This is a genomic window from Arthrobacter globiformis NBRC 12137 (assembly GCF_000238915.1).
GTDB lineage: Bacteria > Actinomycetota > Actinomycetes > Actinomycetales > Micrococcaceae > Arthrobacter > Arthrobacter globiformis.
Genome location: NZ_BAEG01000073.1, coordinates 36127 through 55422 on the forward strand (window position 1 = coordinate 36127; position 19296 = coordinate 55422).

Sequence of the window (19296 nt, forward strand, 5' to 3'; positions counted from 1 at the left end):
GTGGGGGCCCACGTGAGTGACCTCGAGGTGTCCGTGGTGGTTCCTGCGCGGAATGCAGGCCGTTGGCTGGGCGAATGCCTGGAATCCATCCGCGCCGAAAAACCGCGGGAGATCATCGTGGTTGACGGCTGTTCCACGGACAACACGGTGGAGATCGCACGGTCCATGGGCGCCCGCGTCATCTCGGACGAGGGCCGCGGGCTGCCGGCAGCGCGGATGCTCGGCGTCAAGAACGCCCGCTCCGACCTCGTTGCCCTGATCGATTCCGATGTCGTCCTGCCGCCGGGCGCCCTGGGCGGGCTCCTGGACGAATTTAAGGCCTGCGGCTACGACGGACTGCAGTTCGGCCTGGTCAGCGAAGCGGACGGCCCCGGGTACTGGGGCGCGGCCCTGGCCTGGCACCACATCCACAGCCGGGTCCGTTCGTGGTTCGGCGTGTGCGCCACCCTCATGTTCCGAAAAGTCCTGCTGTCCGTGGCGTTCGATGACACCTTCCGCTCAGGTGAGGACATCGAGCTCAGGATAAGGCTCGAAGACGCCGGCTACCGGCTTGGTGTTTCCAGCACCACCGCGGTGCGGCACAGGTTCATGGACTCGTTCGACGCCGCCCGCGACCAGTGGCTCCAGGACGGCGCCGGGCTGGCCCGCACCGTTCGCAAACACCCCGGCCGCGCCGGATGGCTGGTGCTGCTGCCGCTGCTGGCGACCATCCGCGGCGTCGGCATGTCGCTGCTGCATGCGCCCCGGTTCCTGGCGTACTGGGCCTGTTTCCTGGTGTACAACTACAGGTCGATGTTCGGCGAACTTATGCGTCCGCCCGGCACCGGACTGTCCGTGGGCGGGAACGCGGCCTGGCTGACCGCCGCCCGGGTGGCCCCGATGGCCACCGGTTTCCTGTTCTGGGCGCTGGCGGCGATCATGCTGCCGCCAGCGCAGCTCGGCATGGGTTCCGCCGTCGTGGCCGCAGCGCTCCTGACCGTGCAGCTGGGGATGTTGGGAGTGGGGCCGGCCACTCTGACCCTGCTCCCCGAACAGTCCGACGGCGGCCGCAGGCTAGTTGCCAGCAGCCTCCTCATCGTCGGGGTTTCCACCGTGATTTTGTCCGGTGCCGTGGCAGCGGTGACCTACTCGCTGGGGTCCGGTGTGGGCCTGGCCTGGAACGATCCCGTCCTGACCGGGTTGTTCGCCGCCACGGCCGTGTTTGCCGCGGCCGCGTACCAGCTGGACCATGTGGGCGTGGCGCAGGAACGCTCCGACCGCGCCCTGGTGAGGAGCCTTGCCCAGAGCGTGGTGCAGCTGGCCGTGCTGGCCCTTGCCCTCGCCGGCGGAATCCGGGAAGTGGCAGTGGTGGTCGGGGCGGTGGCCGCCGGAGCCCTGGCCAGCGTGGTCCTCGGGCTCCGCCAACTCCAGCGCGCCAAGGTGTCACCCGACTGGAAGCACGGGCTCCGCGTCGGACCGGCCCTGCGGCTGCTGAAGCCCGGCCTGCCGAACCATGCGCTGATGCTCGCCGACCGCGCGCCCGGCTACCTCCTGCCGTTGATCGTGGCCGCCGTCCTCGGCCCGGCCGCAACGGCGTCCTGGTACATGGTGTGGATGATGGCGTCAGCGATCTTCTTTGTGCCCCAGTCCGCCGGGCTCTCGCTGCAGACCGCGCTGGCCGGCGGCAGGTCACGTCCCGGGCTGGTCTCGTCTGCGCTCAAGGCCAGCCTCGGCGTCACGCTGGCCGCCGCTGTGATGCTGCTGGCCGCCGGCCCCTTCCTTCTTGGTTTCCTTGGCCCGGAGTATGCCGCGGCCGCCATATTGCTTCCCGTCCTGGTGCCGGCCCTGCTGCTGGCCTGCGTCACCCAGGTCTACTTCGGCCTTTGCCGTGCCCGGGGCCGGCTCGCCGAAGCGACGTCGGTGGCGGTGTCCGCAGCCATCCTCATCGTGGCCCCGGCCGCCTTCGCCGCCCAACAGTTCGGCCTCACCGGCGTCTCGGCCCTCTGGTCCGCCGCCCAGGCCGCCGCAGCCCTGGTGGCCGTCTGGCGCCTCAGGATGCTGACCACCGCCATGCCCGCCGCTGAACCGGTCCAGGTTGCATCAGCGGTCCTTAACCAGCCGACCGAATTCGAGAAGCCATGACACCTGAACCCACCTCCACAGCACCGGCAGCGCCACCGTCACCTGCCCCACCGACGCCGGCGCCGCCCTCGCATGCCCCGCACCGGCACGCCGAGCCGAAGCACGGCGAAACACAGCACGGCAGCGGCCACCACGACGCTAAACACAGTGATACCAAACACGGTGACACCAAGCACGGCGGGCACGCCGAAATCAAGCACAGCGGTGCCAGGCGCGGCGGGGCTGAACCGCCCGCCGTCGTCCGTCATGGCCCCACGCCGCCTTGGAAACTGGTGGCACTGGCTGCTTTGGCAGCCACTGCCCTGGCCCTCGGAATCTGGAGCCTGCTGAGTGTGGATACGGCACGGATTGGCGGGACAGGGCTCGTGGAGGCGGTGCCGCCGGCCTTCTTCGTAGCCATCTTCCTCAGCCTGACCGGGTTCGTGGCAACGCTTAACCTGCGCCGACACACCCCGGTGCTGCTGGCCACCCAGGTACTGGTCCTCGTGGTGATCCTGCACGCCGCCGACCCCATCGTCCACGGCCTGCCCCGGCTGACGGCCAGTTACCGGCACCTTGGCGTCGCCGACTACATTGCCAGCTCCGGGCAGCTGGACACGAGCCTCGACGCCTACTTCAACTGGCCCGGATTCTTTTCTTTTCTGGGGCTGCTGTCCGGCGCCACCGGCGTCGGGGACCTGATGGGCATCGCCACGTGGGCACCCCTTGGAATGAACCTGCTGCTGCTGGCGCCACTCCTGGCCCTGGCCAGGAGGCTTACCTCCCACCCCCGGCAGGCATGGGCCGGCGTGTGGCTCTTCTACCTGGCCAGCTGGGTGGGGCAGGACTACCTCGCGCCGCAGGCCTACGCCTTCCTGCTCCTGGTCACGCTGGTCGCATGCCTTCTGAGCGCCTTCAGCGGCTGGGCCTGGCCCACCGGAAGCAACCGCTTCACGAGGTTCCTGGCCCACCACGTGACCAAGCTTGATCCGACTGTCCCGCACCAGGGCATGTCCAGCCCTCCGCCGGTGGATACCGCAATCCTGCTGGTCATCAGCGCCGGACTCCTCGTGGCCATGACGGCCTCGCACCAGCTCACACCCTTCGCGGCCATCCCGATCCTCACCGTGTTCCTCCTGAGCGGCCGGCTCCGGATGCCGTCCCTGCCGATCCTTGCCGTGGTGCTGTCGTCCGGGTGGCTCGTGTTTGTGGCGAGCGACTTCTTTGACGGCCACCTGACCCAGCTGTTCGGATCGTTCGGCGACGTCGAGGGCCACACCCTCGGGGTCGTGACGCAGAGGGTTGGCGGCAGCGACGCCCACGTGCTGGTGGTTTACACCCGGCTCGCCGAAGTGGCCATGGTTTGGCTTCTGGCCGCGCTCGGGGCTTTCATGGCGCACCGGCGGCGCACAGCCTGGCTGACCGCGGCGCTCGGGGCACTTGCTCCACTCACCCTCATTCCCGGCCAGCCCTACGGCGGCGAACTGCTGCTCCGCCTGTACCTGTTCAGCCTGCCGTTCGCCGCTTGCCTCGCCGTACTGACGCTCCTGCCGGACCGTCCCGGCGGGCCCGGCTGGCGCCGTGCGTTTGCGCTGCTGGTGATGGGATCGGTCCTGGCATCCGCCACCGTGGTCAGCCGCTACGGCAACGACAGCATGGAGAAGTTCACGCCAGACGAAATCTCACTGGTCAACCAGCTGTACGCCACGGCGCCGGATGGATCGGTCCTCATTGAGGTGGTGCACGACACTCCGTGGAAGTTCCAGAAGTACGCAGACTACGACTACCGTGCCCTGCTGCTGGCCGAACCGAGGCCCGGCGCAGGACCGCTGTCCTGCGATCCGGCCGACAGGATCGCCCAGCAGTCAGGTGCCTACCTGATCGTCACCACAAGCCAGAAGCGGGCCGCGGACCTGCTCGAAACAACACCCCCCGGGGATATTGACCGTTTCATCGCCACCTGCGGCAGTTCGCCGGGCTGGTCGAAGCTGTTTGAGAACGCCGGTGGCGTGGTCTTCCATATTCAAGGAGCAGGCAATGGCAATTGATCGTAAACACATCGCATGGGTGGTGGCCGCCGTCGCCGTCGCCGCTGTGCCGCTGTCATTTTTCGGTCCGGAGGGACTGCGGATGCTGGTCATCGGCCTCCTGATGCTCGCCGGGCCGGGAACGGCCCTGGTGCTCTACATTCGGCTCGGCTCCGCCGGCACCGACGGCACCGACGACGCCGACGGTGCCGGCGCCCACCGCTCGGCAGCGCAGAGCACCCTTCCGCTGGCCATCTCCATCGCCGTGGCATCAAGCCTGGCCCTGTCCACGATCGTGGCCACGGCCATGGTCTTTGCCCGGATGTGGTCCCCGCCGGTGGCAGTGCTCGTACTGTCGCTCATCACCCTCCTCCTGCTGGCCCTCGGAGCCAAGCGGTTCCCGGTCTCTGCGGCGGGTGCGTCATGATCATCTTCTTGACTGGTCTTGCCACCGTCGTGGCGGTGGTCACGTGTGATGCCTTGCGCATTGTTCGGCCGGATGCTCCCCTGCCGAAAGCTGCGGTGTACGCCGCAGCGGCTCTCCTTTCCCTAATCTGCGTTTCGCTTCTGACCAGGCTGATCCAACTGCTGTGACGGCGTTTCGCTCCTGGCCGGCCTGCCCGGCTGCTGGACCGGGACCGGCACGCAGTGCCGGTGCACCCCGAACCGAACATAATAGTGAGGACTACCAAATGCGCAAGCTGAAAAAACTGGGCACCCTGGGCACCATCGGCGTCCTGATGACAGGCGGGCTGATCCTCGGCTCGTCACCTGCCAATGCGGTGACCTGCAGCAATTCCAAGACGCTGCCGACAAACTCACTGACCGGCACCACGGTAACGGCCACAAGCTTCGAGGCCGGTTCCTTCTCCCCGTTTGTGGCCACCACGGCGGGCACCGGAACGGCAACCGTCAGCACGTCGCAGCGCGTGTCCGGTACCTGTTCCGCGAAGCTGCACGTGACCTCGGACTCCGGTTCGCTGGCCAAGCTGTCCCTCTCCCTGGGCTCCGCCGTCAAGAGTGCCAACGCCGACGGCTGGTTCAACATCACCAGGGCGGGACTCACAGGCAACGACGTCCCCTACCTGCGGTTCTTCACGAACGGCACGCGGATCGCAGATATCTACCGGTACAACAGCAACGGCCAGTTGTGGCTGCGCGTCACGGCGCCCAACGGCACCTTCTCCTACACCAAGCTGAAGTCCTCCACCATCCCGCTGAGCACCTGGCACCGGGCCCAGATGGAGGTCACGGCCAACGGCAGCGCCTCCACCATCAAGGTGTGGTTTGACGGAGCACTGGAGTTCTCCAGCAGCGCCGTGAACCTCGGCGTCTCAAGCCTGACGCACGTGCAGCTTGGAGCAGAGCACTCCCGCCAGATGGGCGACGAATACATCGACAACGTCATCGTCAAGAAGTCGCCCTAGCTGAAGCGGGCACGTTTACGGCACGGCAGGCGGTGGCCGGTAGTACGCCTGCCGTGCCGTTCTGTGCTCTGCTGGGGGCGTGCTGTGCTGGGCGCGGACTAGACTCTCCCCCATGGCCGTCTACCTCGATCCGCCGCTCTGGCCTGCCCACGAAACACTGTTTTCGCACCTGATTTCGGACACCTCCCTGGCGGAACTGCATGCGTTCGCCGCCGCTGCGGGCATCCCGGAGCGGGCATTCGACGGCGACCACTACGACGTCCCGCAGCGCCGCTATGACGATCTGGTGGCCGCAGGTGCCATTCCGGTGGAGGCCCGGGTCCTGGTCCGTAAACTCATTGCCAGCGGGCTCAGGATCCCGGCGCGCAGCCGAACCAAGTCCCTCAAGACTCCCCTGCTCAACCGTTGGAACATGGTGATGCCAGGCCATGACGCCCTGTTCCTGGACCTGCTGGACCGCTGGAGCGAGAGCCACCGCAGGTACCACGGCTGCACCCATCTGCTCGCCGTGCTGGAAGCCCTCGACCTGCTCACCGCACCCGCCCGGCCGCCGCGCACCGTGCTGCTGGCGGCCTGGTTCCACGACGCCGTCTACCGGGGAGTCGCCGGCCAGGACGAGGAGGAATCCGCCCGGCTCGCCGAGCTCAGGCTCGGCGAGGCCGGCCTCCCGGAGGCCGAGGTGGACGAAGTGGCGCGGCTGGTCCGGCTCACTTCGGATCACCTTCCGGAGGCAGGGGACGACGACGGCGCACTCCTCTGCGACGCCGACCTGTCAGTTCTGGGCGGGGAACCGGAGCCGTACGCCCGGTATGTGGCTGCGGTCCGGGAAGATTATGCGCACATCGGCGACGCCGATTTTGCGGCCGGAAGGGCCGCCGTCGTCCGCCAGCTGCTGGCACTGGACCCGCTCTTCCATACTGAGCGGGCCAGAAGGCTGTGGCTGGACGCCGCCCGGCGGAACCTGCAGGGCGAACTGGGTCAGCGGTAGGCGGCGATGAACGGCCTGTCGGTGGGCACGATCTGCTTGCCCAGCGGCATCAGGGAAACCGGGATCAGCTTCAGGTTGGCGATGGCCAGCGGGATGCCGATGATGGTCAGGGCCATGGCCACAGCCGTGACCACGTGCCCAATCGCGATCCAGATGCCGGCCACCAGCAGCCAGATCACGTTGCCGAGCAGCGAAAACACACCGTTGCCGCCCGGCCTGTCCACCACCATCCGCCCGAAGGGCCAGAGGGTGTAGGACGCGATCCGGAAGGAGGCGATGCCCCAGGGGATGGTCACGATGAGCAGGCAGCAGATAACGCCGGCGGCGAAGTAGCCAAGCGCCAGCCAGAAACCGCCGAAAACCAGCCAGATGATGTTCAGGAGTGTCTTCATCCGTCCATTCTGCCGGTCAGGAAGCCTGAAGGGTCTCGGGATCTGCCCTGATTTAACCCTTAACCTTCAGCGGGCGGACCTTCGGCCCTGGCAACACCCGCCCCTTGGCTCAGGCGCGGGACCCCGGCAGCCGCGACCAGGAGCGCCAGGAGCCCAAGGCCCAGCGGGAGCGAAGCGGCGGTGGCCACGGCACCCACCAGGAGCGGGCCGCCGGCGTCGCCGAGTTCGCGTCCCAGCTCGGCCGAGCCCATGGTCCGTCCCATCCTGTCCCTCGGCGTGCTGTCCGCCAGATGCGCAAAGCCCAGCGGTGTGGCCGCGCCGACGCCGGCGCCAATGACCGCCGCGGCCATAAAGATGGTGACCGGCCCCGGGGCGACGGCCACGAGGCCGACCCCGGCGGCGGTGAGCAGCAGGCCCGTGCGCATCCCGCCGGCGTCGCCGATGCGGTGCAGATCGCGCATCGCTCCGATCCGCGGCTGGACCAGCAGGGAGGCGACGGCCAGCACACTGACGGCGGCGGTGCCTGCCACCGGGTCCAGGCCGTGCTGCACCGCCAGGGCCGGAAGGAACCCGATGGCTGCTCCCATGGCCGCCATCGACGCTGCCAGCACCAGGGTGGGCACCAGGAACCGGCGTTCGGCAACCTGCCGGGCCAGGTCCAGCACGGTGTACCGCTGGCGGGGCAGCGGCGGCAGGTGCGGCACCGCCAAGAGGACCCAGACGGCGGTGGCCGCGGCAAGTACTGAAAGAGCACCGAACAGCAGCGCAAAACCACCGGCGGCGATCAGTGCGGCACCGAGCAGAGGGCCGATCACATACCCGAGGCTCTTCCAGGACCCGTACCTGCCGAAGAAGGTCCCGGCATTCTTCCCTGCCGACAGCCGGGCCACCATCGCCGACGACGCCGGGGAGAACGCCGAGGCGGCCGCTCCCTGGCCCAGCCGGGCCAGGCCAAGCAGCAGCGGATCGGCGGCCCACAGCCCGATCAGGGACAGGACGGCAAAGCCGGTGAGCCCGCCGACGATGACCGGTTTGGCGCCGATCCGGTCGCTCAATGCGCCAAAGACGGGTTTGAGGAAAACCTCGGAAATGTCGTAGACGGCTAGCAGGATGCCCAGGTTCAGCAGGGTGAGGCCGATGTTGCCGCTCTGGGCGCCCATGCCGGCGGCAATGCTGTGCGCGCCGAACGCGGTCACGAAACCGGCGGCGTAGAGGGGCGCCGCGGGTGTCCGGGCGCGCGTCGCCTGGGTCACGGGACCGTGCATGGTGGGGTCACGGGCAGCTTGGCGGTCAGCCTTTGGCTGCCGCTACGAACGCCCTGATCTTGGCCAGGTCCTTCACTCCCCTGCTTTGTTCGACGCCGGAGGAGACATCCACGCCCCACGCCCCCGCGTCGCGCGCGGCCTGGGACACGTTGGCGGGATCAAGGCCGCCGGCCAGGAGCCAGTGCCGTCCCTCCAGCCCTTTGGCGCGCACGGAACCGTAGTCCCAGGCCTCGCCGGAACCGGGCACGGCGGCGTCGATGAGCAGCAGTTCCTCGCCCCAGTCGGCAAACGCGTCCGACGCGGCGCCCATGGTGACGGCGCGGATGACTTTCATGCCGGCGTCGTGCGCTGTTTTTACGTCATCCGGGGTGCGCTCACCGTGGAGCTGGATCCAGCTCAGCCCGGCGGCGCGGGCGATGGCCACGGCGTCCACGGCTGGTTCGGTGCGGAAAACACCGACGGCGGTCACACCGTCGGGCACGGCCTTCACGAGCTGCGTGACCTGCGCGGGTGACACCACCCGGGGGCTGGCTGTCAGGACAAAGCCGACCGCGTCCGCTCCGGCCTCCACGGCTTCCCGGACTGATTCAGGCGTGCTCAGGCCGCAGACTTTGACGAACATTTACCGGCTCCTTGTAGTTGTACGCGTCGCCCACGACCCGCAGCGATCCGTCGCCGACTTTACGCGGGGAGGGAGGGCGCGGGCAACGCCCGGATAGGCTGGGCTGATGCAGATCATCCGCTTCGCAGACCTGAAACCCCAGCCCTGGCGCAACGGCGGCGGGGTCACCCGCGAACTGGCCAGCCATCGCGGGCCGGCGTCATCTGCAGACGGGGCGTGGGACTGGCGGGTCAGCATCGCCGACGTCACCAGCGCCGGGGAGTACTCCGCTTTTCCGGGGATGGAACGGGTGCTGACGGTCGTCGAGGGCGAACTGCTGCTGCTGGCCGTGGACGGGGCCGAGCACCCGCTTGAAAAGTACCGCCCCTTCCGTTTCCCTGGCGGCGCGGTATCCTCCTCCGCCCTGCCCACCGGGGACGTCCGCAACCTCAACGTCATCACCCGCGACGGGGCCTTCAAGGCGTACACCTCGATCGTTGAGCTGTCCAAGAAGCGCGCCCATCCGGTGTTTGAGGGCCAGCTGGGCATCCTGCTGCAGGGACAGGCCGCGGTCAGCCCGGGGAGCGCAGGCAGCCCCGGGAGCGCCGGCGCGGACGCTGAGTCCGGCAGCGGCGGCCAAGATGCACCCGTTTCACTCGGCCGCTACGACGCCGTGGTTGGTTCGGACAGCCAAACGCCGGAAATCCTGGGCCGCGGGTTCCTCGCCGTGGTGTCCATTGATGCGGTGGCCGGCTAAGAAGCTCTGGTCGCAGCGAGTGCCGGAACCTAGACTCGGTGCCATGACCAAATCAAAATTCAGTGATCTCCTGCTGCTCCAGATCGGCAACGAATTCGCGGCCTCGCAGCAGTACATTGCCGTGGCGGTCTGGTTCGCCAACCAGGACCTGCCACAGTTGGCCAAGTACTTCTACCGGCAGTCGGTGGAGGAACGCAACCACGCCATGATGATGGTCCAGTACATGGTGGACCGCGGTGTTTCGGTTCCCATCCCAGGCGTTCCCGCCGTCCGGAACGACTTCACCGCCGTCACGGACCCGCTGGCACTCGCGCTCAAGCAGGAGAAGGAAGTCACCCGCAGCATCGAAAGCCTGTTCCGCGCGGCCAGGGCCGAGGACGACGCGCTCGGCGAGCAGTTCATGCTCTGGTTCCTCAAGGAGCAGGTGGAGGAGGTCGCCTCGATGACCACCCTCCTGAACATCGCCGAGCGGGCGGAGAACAGCTTCGACATCGAGAACTTCGTTGCCCGGGAAACCATCGGCAACGGCGGCCGCGATGCCGGCGCACCGGAAGCGGCCGGCGGCTCCCTCTGACCTGGCTGCCCTGTATCAGCACCGGCCTTCGGGCAGCAGCGGACGCCGTCATCCAGCGGTGAGATTTGCCACCAACGGTGGCCGCCGCCGTCGGGCGTTGCTATGGTAATTTCCAAGGTCCCTTTCCCGGACCTCCGGACGACGGTTCAGTACCCGGTGCGCGACAAGACTGGCCAAAGGATCTGTCATGTCGTGGTTTATCCTCATTCTTTCTGGCGCCCTCGAGGCGGTGTGGGCGGCAGCGCTGCACCGGGTGTCCCAGTCTTCCGGCCGGCGGCGGGTCGCCGCAGGGGCCCTCTTCCTCGTCGCGGTGCTGGCCAGCACCGCAGGCCTCGGCATCGCGATGCAGTCCATTCCCACCGGCACCGCCTACGCGGTGTGGGTCGGCGTGGGTGTGGTGCTGACCTCCGCCTACGCGATCGTGGCCAAAGTTGAACGGCCGACGGCGGCACGGCTGCTGCTGCTCGCCGGTATCGCCGCATGCGTGGTTGGCCTCAAGGCGGTGGCGTAATGCTCGCGAAGCCTGCCACCGCCTGGATCATCCTGCTCTCCTCCGCCGTCCTGGAAGCCGTCTGGGCCACTGCCCTGGGCCTGTCCGACGGCCTGACCCGGCCACTTCCTACCGTTGTTTTCGTGGTGACTGCCGCGCTCAGCATGCAGGGCCTGGGCATGGCGGTGAAGCACATCCCGCTCGGCACCGCCTACGCCGTCTGGGTGGGGATTGGCGCGGCACTGACGGTCGGCTGGGCCATGGCCACCGGCGTCGAGCCCTTCAGCCTCCTCAAGGTGCTGTTCATTGCGGGGATCGTCGGATGCGCGGCGGGGCTGAAGATGCTGCCTGCGGCCCCCGCCCGTCGGCGCGGGGCTGATCCGGCTCCCTAGACTGGGCTCATGGACACGCTCATTCACTCACTTCGCGACATCACCATCCGCCGGATCTCGGTCAGCGAGATGGACAACAACGTGTATCTGCTGACGGCCAGAGAATCCGGTGCGCAGCTGCTGATTGACGCCGCGGACGACCTCCCGGCAATCCAGGGCCTGCTGGCTGACGCCACGGCGGACACGTCCGGCGAGCCGAAGCTGGCACTCATCGCCACCACGCACCAGCACTGGGACCATGTGCGCGCGTTGCCGGGCCTCGTCGAAGCCACGGGAGCCAAGACCGCTGCCGGCACCGACGACGCCCCGGAGCTGCCCGTGACGGTGGACGTGCTGCTGGACCACGGCGACGTGGGGACCTTCGACGGTTTCGACGTCACGGCCGTCCACCTGCGCGGCCACACCCCCGGTTCAGTGGCGCTGGTCTACCGGGACCCGGAGGGACCTGCCCACATCTTCTCCGGTGACTCGCTGTTCCCCGGCGGCGTGGGCAACACCCAGAAGGACCCTGAGCGGTTCAACCAGCTGTTGAAGGACGTCACCGAGCGGATCTTCGACGTCTATCCGGACGACACCGTGGTGCATCCGGGCCACGGCAAGCCCACCACACTCGGCGCGGAGCGCCCGCACCTTGAGGAGTGGCGCGCCCGCGGCTGGTAGCCGGGTACTAAAAAGCCGGTGGTGGAGCTTGTCGAAACCCAGGTTTCGACAAGCTCAGCCACCGGCCAGGTCTTAGCGGCCGCGGTGCGTGGGCCTAAGCTCCACCACCGGCTAGGCGTTAGCGGCCGCGGCGCTCGTTCGACGCCGGGGCCGACGCGCGGCGCGGGGCCTTCCGGGCGGGACGGCCGTCACCGGAGCGGCCGCTGCCGCCCGCGGAGGAACCGCCTGCGTAGGAGCCGCCGGACGTGCCGCCGGTGGTGGAGGACCAGACCGCTGCGTTGCCGCCGCCGGTCTTGCCGGCTGCTGCCCGCTGGCCCGTGGCCGGACGCCCGCTCCGCTGACCACCGGTGCTCGGGCGGCCGGTGCCGCCACGGGGAGCTTCGCTGCGGGTGAAGCGGGAATCGCCCCGACCCTCCGCTGCACGCCCGTCCGAACCGCGGCCAGCGGCCGCGCGGCCACCGGCTGCTGGGACGTCGTTGCGGTGCGTGCTGGCCGCAGTGCCGCGGCCACGGGCATTGCGGCGAGCTGCCGCTGCCGCAGTGGCGCGGTCCTCGTTCTGCTCAGCGACGCGCTCTACAGCATCCCGGGCAGCTGCGCGGCCACCGTAGGCCGCAGCACGGCGTTCAGCGCGGGGCAGATCCGTGCGGGGAGCCTCGGCGGCAACCCGCCCGCGGCCCCCGCGCCCGCCCCGGCCGCCGGCGGTGGGTGACGCCTGGCGGCGTGCACGCTTGCGCTCGGCGTTGGCGCCGGTAGAGGTGCCGCCGCCCTGGTTGGCCTTGGCGGCGAGCAGCGCGGCGCGGGTCCGGGGGTCCACCTTGTCGGCGATCTCGCCCACCAGATCGGCAACGATCGGCGAGCTGGCGGTGACTCGCTCGAAGCTGACGTCGACGCCCGCAGCCTTCATGAGCTTCCTGACGTCCGTCTGCTGCTCGGGCAGGGTCAGCGTGACCACGGTGCCGTCGGAGCCGGCACGGGCGGTGCGGCCGGAGCGGTGCAGGTACGCCTTGTGCTCGGTGGGCGGGTCGACGTGGATGACCAGTTCGACGTCGTCAACATGCACACCGCGGGCGGCGACGTCGGTAGCCACCAGGACGCGGACCTCACCGGAGGAGAACTCGGCGAGGTTGCGGTCGCGGGCGTTCTGCGACAGGTTGCCGTGCAGGTCGACGGCGGGAATCCCGGCGTCGGTCAGGGTCTTGGCCAGCTTGCGGGCGTGGTGCTTGGTCCGCATGAACAGCACGCGGCGGCCGGCGCCGGAGGCCAGTTCAACGATCAGCTGCTTCTTGACGGTCTGGTCGTTGACTACCAGCACGTGGTGCTCCATGGTGGTCACCGCGGCCTGCGGATCGTCCACGGAGTGGGTCAGCGGGTTGGACAGGTAGCGCTGGACGATCTTGTCCACGCCGTTGTCCAGGGTGGCGGAGAACAGGAGACGCTGGCCCTGGCTGGGGGTCATGTCCATGAGCTTCTTGACCACGGGCAGGAAGCCGAGGTCGGCCATGTGGTCGGCCTCGTCCAGCACCGTCACCTCGACGGCCTCGAGGGTCAGGATGCGCTGGCGGATCAGGTCCTCCAGCCGGCCCGGGCAGGCGATGACGATGTCGACGCCGGCGCGCAGCGCCTTCTCCTGGCGCGCCTGGGAGATGCCACCGTAGATCACGGTGGTGTTCAGCCCCATGGCCTTGGCCAGCGGCTCGATCGTGGCGTTGATCTGGGTGGCCAGTTCACGGGTGGGCGCAAGGACCAAGCCCATGGGGCGGCCGGGCTTGCGGAAGTAGGCGGCTTCGCGCTCGGCGAGGCGGGCTACAAGGGGGATGGCGAAGGCAATGGTTTTACCGGAGCCGGTGCGGCCGCGGCCCAGGACGTCGCGGCCGGCCAGGGTGTCCGGCAGGGTCTTGACCTGGATGGGGAACGGGGATTCGATGCCCTGGGCGGCCAGGGTTTCGGAGAGTGCCTTGGGCGTGCCGAGGGCAGCAAAAGTAGTCATATGCGTTTATCAGGGTCTTTCAGGCGGTATCCAGCGGATATCGGCCCCCGACGCCGGTTGGCTCAGGGGGTCGCCGAAGAAATGTCAGGTGGTCAACCGGGCTGCTGCCAGTGTTCAAACAGCGGCCGCCGGGACCAATAGCGTTCATCGACGCAGGATGTGCCTCTCACATGAAAAAAGCCCACCAGAGGCGGGCATCACTGCACATCAAGTCCCACCAGTCTACCATCAGCGCCCGTCAGGCCCGTTCCGGCCCCCTTTCCGGCCCGCTTCGGGGACAATTTCGAGCCGCTTGTGGCTTCGGTCGAGTCGGCAGGCCGGAGCTGTTCACCCCTTCGCAGTACCGCCCCAAGATGCGTGATGCAGCTCACGGACAACAATGGACGACATTTGGGACTGGCATGCTGGACATATGTCGAAGACTATTGCGGCGTTTCGCACCAACCGCGAATTTCCCGCCGGCGGGCACTATTCCCGGCTGGACTGCGGGAATGCGCTTTTCCGGCCGGGGCGCTCCGCCCGATGCGCGGGCACCCGGCCTTCCCGCCACCAGGCGGAGTGGCCGGCAGGCACGCACTTGGCGCATTCTGCCGCTCATAGTCTTAACACCATCCAAATTGTTAGTTCCGTCACATCTGGGCGGACCAACGCGGCCGGCACGGCAACCTCCCGCACGTGCCGGCACCTGTGACAAGGAAGAAGACTTGATGTCTGAGCGCACCACCAGCATTTCCGTTCAACCCTCCACAGAACGTGCTGACCCTGGCCAGAGCAGGGAACCGCACCTCGCCCGCGGACTTGGCAACCGCCACATCCAGCTTTTGGCCATCGGCGGCGCCATCGGCACCGGCCTGTTCATGGGCTCCGGCAAGACCATCTCCCTTGCCGGCCCGTCCGTCATCTTCGTGTACATGATCATCGGCTTCATGCTGTTCTTCGTCATGCGCGCCATGGGCGAGATCCTGCTCTCCAACCTGAACTACAAGTCCTTCAGCGACTTCGCCGGCGACATCCTTGGCCCCTGGGCAGGCTTCTTCACCGGCTGGTCCTACTGGTTCTTCTGGGTGGTGACGGGTGTGGCCGACATCGTGGCCATCGCCGGTTACGTGGACAAGCTCGCTCCGGGCACGCCCCTGTGGATCCCGGCATTGATCACTCCCGTGGTCCTCATCCTGCTTAACCTCCCCACGGTCAAGGCCTTCGGCGAAGCGGAATTCTGGTTCGCCATCATCAAGGTGGTGGCTATCCTCGCCCTGATCGCCACCGGCGTCGTCATGATCGCCACCAACTTCACCTCGCCGAGCGGTGCGGTGGCCAACCTTGCGAACATGTGGAACGACGGCGGCATGTTCCCGCACGGCATGTTCGGCTTCATCCTCGGTTTCCAGATCGCCATCTTCGCCTTCGCCGGCATCGAACTCGTGGGCACGGCGGCTGCCGAAACCAAGGACCCGGAGAAGAACCTCCCGCGGGCGATCAACTCGATCCCGATCCGCGTCCTGCTCTTCTACGTGGGCGCCCTGGTGGTCATCATGGCCGTCAACCCGTGGCGCAGCATCGACCCCGCCAGCAGCCCGTTCATCGGCATGTTCACCCTCGCCGGCCTGGGGATCGCCGCCATCGTGATCAACCTGGTGGTCCTGACCTCGGCCGCCTCCAGCGCCAACTCAGGCATCTACTCCACCTCGCGCATGGTCTATGGCCTCGCGCAGGACGGCAACGCCCCGAAGGCCTTCGGCAAGCTGAGCTCCCGCAAGGTTCCGCAGAACGCGCTCCTGTTCTCCTGCATCTTCCTGCTGGCCGGCCTGGTCCTGCTGTACGCGGGCGACTCCGTGATCGGCGCCTTCACCATCGTCACCTCCGTGGCATCGGTGCTGACCATGTTCGTCTGGTCGATGATCCTCATCAGCTACATCGTGTTCCGCCGCCGCCGGCCGGAACTGCACGAGGCGTCCGCGTTCAAGATGCCGGGTTCGGCCTTCATGCCCCACGTGGTCCTGGCCTTCTTCGTGTTCATGCTGGTGGCGCTGGCCCAGGCCGAGGACACCCGCCTCGCGCTGGTGGTTGCCCCTGTGTGGTTCCTGCTGCTGGGTGCCGCCTGGTACTTCAACCGCCAGACGCCGCTGCAGCAGGCCCGGATCGAGGAGTGGAAGGCCGAAGGCTCCAGCGTCTCCGCTGCCGCCGGGGCAAACTCCTAATTCCGCACGGAAGAAGCCGCGCGGCGGGGCACCAAGGTGCCCGGCCGCGCGGCTTTTCTGTGCCCGGATTCTTTTCCAGTTTTCTTACCCCGGTCCCGGACAGGCGGACGGTGAGGAAGGTGTCATGCGGAAATTACACAGGCCGCCGGGCGCTGTAACACGTGCGGCGAAGGATGGACTCATACCGGGCTGACGGCAGCAGCCGCAGCGTCCCTCCGCCGAAAGGATCCGAACCGTGATCTTGAAGAACATCTTCCTTCAGGGCATTTTCCCGTTCGACGGTGCGGGGCTCGAGAAAGCCGTGCCCATCCACAGCCAGCTCTCCCATTTCGTCCCGGACGGGGTGATTAACCAGACCCTCTATTTCCGTGGCGGCAACTCCTCCGCAGAGCTGATCACTGTGGTGCTGATGCGGGACGGCGTCCCCATGCGGTACTTCCCGATTGCCGCCAAGGGCGACGTGCACGTCCCGCTCCGCGTTGTGGAAGACATCGACGGCGGCTCGCTAATCGAGCTGAGGCTGCTGGCGGACACTGGGGTCAGCGGATCCGTGGTGATCGACATGGGCATGGTGGAGCACTGATGACCGCCCTTGCCAGCCGCTCCGGGCGGAGCACCCCTGGTGATACCCGGCGCCGGCTTGTGGTGATCGGCAACGGCATGGCCGGCGCCCGCGCCGTCGAGGAAATCCTGGCCCGCGGCGGCGCTGTCCAGCACAGAATCACCATGTTCGGCGACGAGCCCTACGGCAACTACAACCGGATCATGCTCAGCCATGTCCTGTCCGGCGAGGAGGACGCCGGCGGCATTTTCCTGAATTCGCTGGACTGGTACCGGGAGAACGACATCACGCTGCACGCCGGGGTCCGGGTCGACAAGATCGACCGCTTCGCCAAGCTGGTGTTCTCCGACGACGGCCGGGCCACTCCGTACGACGTCCTCATCATCGCCACCGGCAGCCGCTCGTTCATGCCCCCGGTCGAGGGCCTGTACACGCCGGGCGGACGGCTGCTGCCCGGCGTCTTTGCCTTCCGGACCATCGATGACACCCGCGGGATGGTGTCCTACGCACAGCAGGACCACCGCCGCCGCGCCGTCGTGATCGGGGGCGGACTGCTGGGGCTGGAAGCCGCACGGGGCCTGCAAAGCCATGGCGTCGACGTCGACGTCGTCCATTCCGGCGGGCACCTGATGAACGCCCAGATGGGGCCCGACGGCGGCGCGGTCCTGCGCCGCAGCGTCGAGGCGCTGGGCATCCGGGTCCATACGAGCAGCCGGACCACCGCCATCCTGGGCGGCGACAGGGTCCGAGGCGTCCAGCTGCGGGACGCGCCGGACATCGAATGCGACATGGTGGTGGTGGCCGCCGGAATCCGCCCCAACGTAGAGGTGGCGGTGACCAGCGGCCTGCCGGTGGAACGGGCCATCGTGGTGGACGACCACATGCGTGTCCCCGACGAGGACGAGATCTACGCCGTCGGTGAATGCGTCCAGCACCGCGGCGAGGTGTACGGCCTGGTGGCCCCGCTGTGGGAGCAGGCCGCCGTCCTGGCCGATCACGTCACGGGGGCCAACCCGAAGGCAACCTACCTGGGCTCGCGCACCGCCACGAAACTCAAGGTGGCCGGCGTCGACGTCGCCTCCATGGGGCTGCAGGCCCCGGAACGGGACACCGACGAGCACGTGGTGTTCTCCGAGCCCAGCAGGGGCGTGTTCAAGTCCATCGTGATCCGCGACAGCAAGATCGTGGGCGCAACGCTGCTCGGAGACAGCCGCAAGGTCGCCTACCTGACCCAGGCGTTCGACCGCGGGCTGCCGCTGCCGGAGGAACGGGTCTCGCTGCTGTTCGATCTCGGCGGCCCGGGCGAGGAAGCGGGCGTGGCCGAACTCGACGGCGACGCCCAGGTCTGCAACTGCAACGGCGTCAGCAAGCAGGCGATCACGGACACGGTGAGGGGTGGCTGCACCACGCTGTCCGGCGTCATGGACGCCACCCGGGCCGGCAAGGGCTGCGGCTCCTGCAAGCTGCTGGTCCGGCAGGTGGTGGAGTGGGCCGCGGACGGCGCCGTCGAGGAGGACCCCGCGGCCGCCTACTACGTCCCCGGCGTGCCGCTGGAGAAGGCCGCGCTGATGACGGCGATCCGGGAGCAGGGGCTGCGGTCAGTGTCTGCCGTGTTCGCGGCGCTGGCTCCGGGCGGCGCCGAGGACGCGAAGTCGAAGATGGGCCTGGCGTCCCTGCTGAAGATGATGTGGGCCGGTGAGTACATCGACGAGCGCGATGCGCGGTTCGTCAACGACCGCGTCCACGCCAACATCCAGCGCGACGGCACCTTCTCGGTGGTGCCCCAGATGAAGGGCGGCGTGACCTCCCCGGAGCAGCTCCGCCGGATCGCCGACGTCGCGGACAAATACAACATCCCCATGGTGAAGCTGACCGGCGGCCAGCGGATCGACCTGCTAGGGGTTCCCAAAGAGGACCTGCCGAGGGTCTGGGCGGACCTGGACATGCCGTCGGGCTACGCGTACGGCAAGAGCTTCCGGACCGTCAAGACCTGCGTGGGGCAGGAGTTCTGCCGCTTCGGCACGGGTGACTCGACGAAGCTGGGCATCGAGATCGAGTCGCGGTTCCAGGGCATCGAGTCACCGGCGAAGCTAAAGCTCGCGGTGTCCGGCTGCCCCCGGAACTGCGCCGAATCGCTGGTCAAGGACGTGGGCGTGGTGGCGGTCGACGGCGGCCGCTGGGAAATCTATGTCGGCGGCGCGGCGGGCGCCCACATCCGGAAGGGGGACCTGCTGGCAACCGTGGACGACCCCGAGACGGTGAAGCTGCTGGCCGGGCGGTTCATGCAGTACTACCGCGAGCGCGCCAACTGGCTCGAACGCACGTATTCCTTCGTCCCGCGGGTGGGGATCGAGCACCTGCGGGCGGTGATTGTCGACGACGCGGAAGGCCTGGCCGCCCAACTGGACGCCGCCATGCAGGAGTCTGTGGACGCCTACGTTGATCCGTGGGCCGAGCGCAACGACCCCTTCACCCCCGGCCAGTTCCGCACCTCGCTACCGCTCGAGGTGCTCCCCCAGGTGCCGGTCCGATGAGAACTGAACTTTTCAGCGACCCGCAGGCCGGCAGGCTTCACGTCCTTGGCCCGGTGGACCAGATCCCGGTGGGCGAGGGGCGCGCGTACGGCGTGGCCGGGGAACAGGTCGCCGTGTTCCGCCTGCGGGACGGTTCCCTCCGTGCGATGTCCGCGGTCTGCCCGCACAAGGGCGGCCCCATCGCCGACGGCACCATCGACCGGACGGTGGTGGTGTGCCCGCTGCACCAGCACGCGTTTGAGCTGGAGACAGGCTGCTCCACCACAGGCGCCGGCCCGCTGCGCAGTTATCCGGTTTTCGCGGACGAATCACAAAACATCATCGTGCGGCTCCCCTGACACT

18 protein-coding genes and 1 riboswitch are annotated in these 19296 nt (G+C 68.1%); of the genes, 14 read left to right on the forward strand and 4 right to left on the reverse strand.

Annotation, left to right across the window (positions count from 1 at the left end; translation table 11 throughout):
- The 5 genes from ARGLB_RS12690 to ARGLB_RS12715 all read left to right on the forward strand — a co-directional run bounded on the left by ARGLB_RS12690 (position 1) and on the right by ARGLB_RS12715 (position 6542).
- Positions 1-2121, forward strand: coding sequence for a glycosyltransferase (locus ARGLB_RS12690; RefSeq protein WP_003803058.1), 2121 nt, complete (start codon positions 1-3; stop codon positions 2119-2121).
- Positions 2118-4148, forward strand: a complete 2031-nt coding sequence (locus ARGLB_RS12700; protein WP_139023337.1) for a hypothetical protein — start codon at positions 2118-2120, stop codon at positions 4146-4148. Before ARGLB_RS12690 ends, ARGLB_RS12700 begins: the two co-directional genes overlap by 4 nt.
- Positions 4138-4554, forward strand: coding sequence for a hypothetical protein (locus ARGLB_RS12705; protein WP_003803060.1), 417 nt, complete (start codon positions 4138-4140; stop codon positions 4552-4554). The genes ARGLB_RS12700 and ARGLB_RS12705 overlap by 11 nt, the downstream gene beginning before the upstream one ends.
- Positions 4555-4819: 265 nt before the next feature.
- On the forward strand, positions 4820-5554 hold the full coding sequence (locus ARGLB_RS12710) for a hypothetical protein (RefSeq protein WP_003803061.1): 735 nt from the start codon (positions 4820-4822) through the stop codon (positions 5552-5554).
- 112 nt (positions 5555-5666) lie between these two features.
- The gene (locus ARGLB_RS12715; RefSeq protein WP_003803062.1) at positions 5667-6542 is read left to right on the forward strand and encodes a DUF4031 domain-containing protein; all 876 of its coding nucleotides are present in this window, start codon (positions 5667-5669) and stop codon (positions 6540-6542) included.
- Here ARGLB_RS12715 and ARGLB_RS12720 read toward each other — a convergent pair.
- Genes ARGLB_RS12720 through ARGLB_RS12730 form a run of 3 tightly spaced genes read right to left on the reverse strand, consistent with a single transcriptional unit; the run spans position 6533 to position 8821 of the window.
- Positions 6533-6934: a YccF domain-containing protein gene (locus tag ARGLB_RS12720; RefSeq protein WP_003803063.1), complete on the reverse strand. Its 402-nt coding sequence runs from the start codon at positions 6932-6934 to the stop codon at positions 6533-6535. The two genes, ARGLB_RS12715 and ARGLB_RS12720, sit on opposite strands and share 10 nt — an antisense overlap.
- 59 nt (positions 6935-6993) lie before the next feature.
- Positions 6994-8199 (reverse strand): MFS transporter, encoded by a 1206-nt coding sequence (locus ARGLB_RS12725; protein WP_003803064.1) that lies wholly within the window; start codon positions 8197-8199, stop codon positions 6994-6996.
- Positions 8200-8224: 25 nt separating this feature from the next.
- Positions 8225-8821: a phosphoribosylanthranilate isomerase gene (locus ARGLB_RS12730; RefSeq protein WP_003803065.1), complete on the reverse strand. Its 597-nt coding sequence runs from the start codon at positions 8819-8821 to the stop codon at positions 8225-8227.
- A 106-nt stretch (positions 8822-8927) separates the two neighbouring features.
- Between ARGLB_RS12730 and ARGLB_RS12735 the strand changes: the two genes are divergently transcribed.
- From ARGLB_RS12735 to ARGLB_RS12755, 5 genes are all read left to right on the forward strand, one after another.
- Positions 8928-9557: a HutD/Ves family protein gene (locus ARGLB_RS12735; protein ID WP_003803066.1), complete on the forward strand. Its 630-nt coding sequence runs from the start codon at positions 8928-8930 to the stop codon at positions 9555-9557.
- A 43-nt stretch (positions 9558-9600) separates the two neighbouring features.
- On the forward strand, positions 9601-10131 hold the full coding sequence (locus ARGLB_RS12740; protein WP_003803068.1) for a ferritin: 531 nt from the start codon (positions 9601-9603) through the stop codon (positions 10129-10131).
- Between the two features lie 112 nt (positions 10132-10243).
- A riboswitch (guanidine-III (ykkC-III) riboswitch) is annotated at positions 10244-10309 on the forward strand.
- A 9-nt stretch (positions 10310-10318) separates the two neighbouring features.
- Complete coding sequence (locus ARGLB_RS12745) at positions 10319-10642, forward strand: DMT family transporter (protein WP_003803069.1); 324 nt, start codon at positions 10319-10321, stop codon at positions 10640-10642.
- Positions 10642-11013, forward strand: a complete 372-nt coding sequence (locus ARGLB_RS12750) for a DMT family transporter (protein WP_003803073.1) — start codon at positions 10642-10644, stop codon at positions 11011-11013. Before ARGLB_RS12745 ends, ARGLB_RS12750 begins: the two co-directional genes overlap by 1 nt.
- Positions 11014-11022: 9 nt before the next feature.
- A complete protein-coding gene (locus tag ARGLB_RS12755) occupies positions 11023-11673 on the forward strand; it encodes an MBL fold metallo-hydrolase (RefSeq protein ID WP_003803076.1) in 651 nt (216 codons plus the stop codon).
- Positions 11674-11791: 118 nt separating this feature from the next.
- Here ARGLB_RS12755 and ARGLB_RS12760 read toward each other — a convergent pair whose 3' ends face one another.
- Positions 11792-13660 (reverse strand): DEAD/DEAH box helicase, encoded by a 1869-nt coding sequence (locus ARGLB_RS12760; protein WP_003803079.1) that lies wholly within the window; start codon positions 13658-13660, stop codon positions 11792-11794.
- 707 nt (positions 13661-14367) lie between these two features.
- On the opposite strand from ARGLB_RS12760, the gene cycA reads away from it, so the two are divergent.
- From cycA to ARGLB_RS12780, 4 genes are all read left to right on the forward strand, one after another.
- The gene (cycA, locus tag ARGLB_RS12765) at positions 14368-15858 is read left to right on the forward strand and encodes a D-serine/D-alanine/glycine transporter (RefSeq protein WP_003803082.1); all 1491 of its coding nucleotides are present in this window, start codon (positions 14368-14370) and stop codon (positions 15856-15858) included.
- 235 nt (positions 15859-16093) lie between these two features.
- Complete coding sequence (locus ARGLB_RS12770; protein WP_003803084.1) at positions 16094-16441, forward strand: hypothetical protein; 348 nt, start codon at positions 16094-16096, stop codon at positions 16439-16441.
- Complete coding sequence (gene nirB / locus ARGLB_RS12775; RefSeq protein ID WP_003803086.1) at positions 16441-18954, forward strand: nitrite reductase large subunit NirB; 2514 nt, start codon at positions 16441-16443, stop codon at positions 18952-18954. Before ARGLB_RS12770 ends, nirB begins: the two co-directional genes overlap by 1 nt.
- A complete protein-coding gene (locus tag ARGLB_RS12780; protein WP_003803088.1) occupies positions 18951-19292 on the forward strand; it encodes a Rieske (2Fe-2S) protein in 342 nt (113 codons plus the stop codon). Before nirB ends, ARGLB_RS12780 begins: the two co-directional genes overlap by 4 nt.
- The last annotated feature ends 4 nt before the right edge of the window (positions 19293-19296 follow it).

Bases quoted from the DNA above. Each gene is read 5' to 3' on its own strand.
- ARGLB_RS12730 (WP_003803065.1), bottom strand. From the start codon at position 8,821: ATGTTCGTCAAAGTCTGCGGCCTGAGCACGCCTGAATCAGTCCGGGAA.
- ARGLB_RS12735 (WP_003803066.1), top strand. From the start codon at position 8,928: ATGCAGATCATCCGCTTCGCAGACCTGAAACCCCAGCCCTGGCGCAAC.
- nirB (WP_003803086.1), top strand. From the start codon at position 16,441: ATGACCGCCCTTGCCAGCCGCTCCGGGCGGAGCACCCCTGGTGATACC.
- ARGLB_RS12780 (WP_003803088.1), top strand. From the start codon at position 18,951: ATGAGAACTGAACTTTTCAGCGACCCGCAGGCCGGCAGGCTTCACGTC.
- ARGLB_RS12715 (WP_003803062.1), top strand. From the start codon at position 5,667: ATGGCCGTCTACCTCGATCCGCCGCTCTGGCCTGCCCACGAAACACTG.
- ARGLB_RS12740 (WP_003803068.1), top strand. From the start codon at position 9,601: ATGACCAAATCAAAATTCAGTGATCTCCTGCTGCTCCAGATCGGCAAC.
- ARGLB_RS12705 (WP_003803060.1), top strand. From the start codon at position 4,138: ATGGCAATTGATCGTAAACACATCGCATGGGTGGTGGCCGCCGTCGCC.
- ARGLB_RS12750 (WP_003803073.1), top strand. From the start codon at position 10,642: ATGCTCGCGAAGCCTGCCACCGCCTGGATCATCCTGCTCTCCTCCGCC.
- ARGLB_RS12725 (WP_003803064.1), bottom strand. From the start codon at position 8,199: ATGCACGGTCCCGTGACCCAGGCGACGCGCGCCCGGACACCCGCGGCG.
- ARGLB_RS12745 (WP_003803069.1), top strand. From the start codon at position 10,319: ATGTCGTGGTTTATCCTCATTCTTTCTGGCGCCCTCGAGGCGGTGTGG.
- cycA (WP_003803082.1), top strand. From the start codon at position 14,368: ATGTCTGAGCGCACCACCAGCATTTCCGTTCAACCCTCCACAGAACGT.
- ARGLB_RS12720 (WP_003803063.1), bottom strand. From the start codon at position 6,934: ATGAAGACACTCCTGAACATCATCTGGCTGGTTTTCGGCGGTTTCTGG.
- ARGLB_RS12760 (WP_003803079.1), bottom strand. From the start codon at position 13,660: ATGACTACTTTTGCTGCCCTCGGCACGCCCAAGGCACTCTCCGAAACC.
- ARGLB_RS12710 (WP_003803061.1), top strand. From the start codon at position 4,820: ATGCGCAAGCTGAAAAAACTGGGCACCCTGGGCACCATCGGCGTCCTG.
- ARGLB_RS12755 (WP_003803076.1), top strand. From the start codon at position 11,023: ATGGACACGCTCATTCACTCACTTCGCGACATCACCATCCGCCGGATC.
- ARGLB_RS12700 (WP_139023337.1), top strand. From the start codon at position 2,118: ATGACACCTGAACCCACCTCCACAGCACCGGCAGCGCCACCGTCACCT.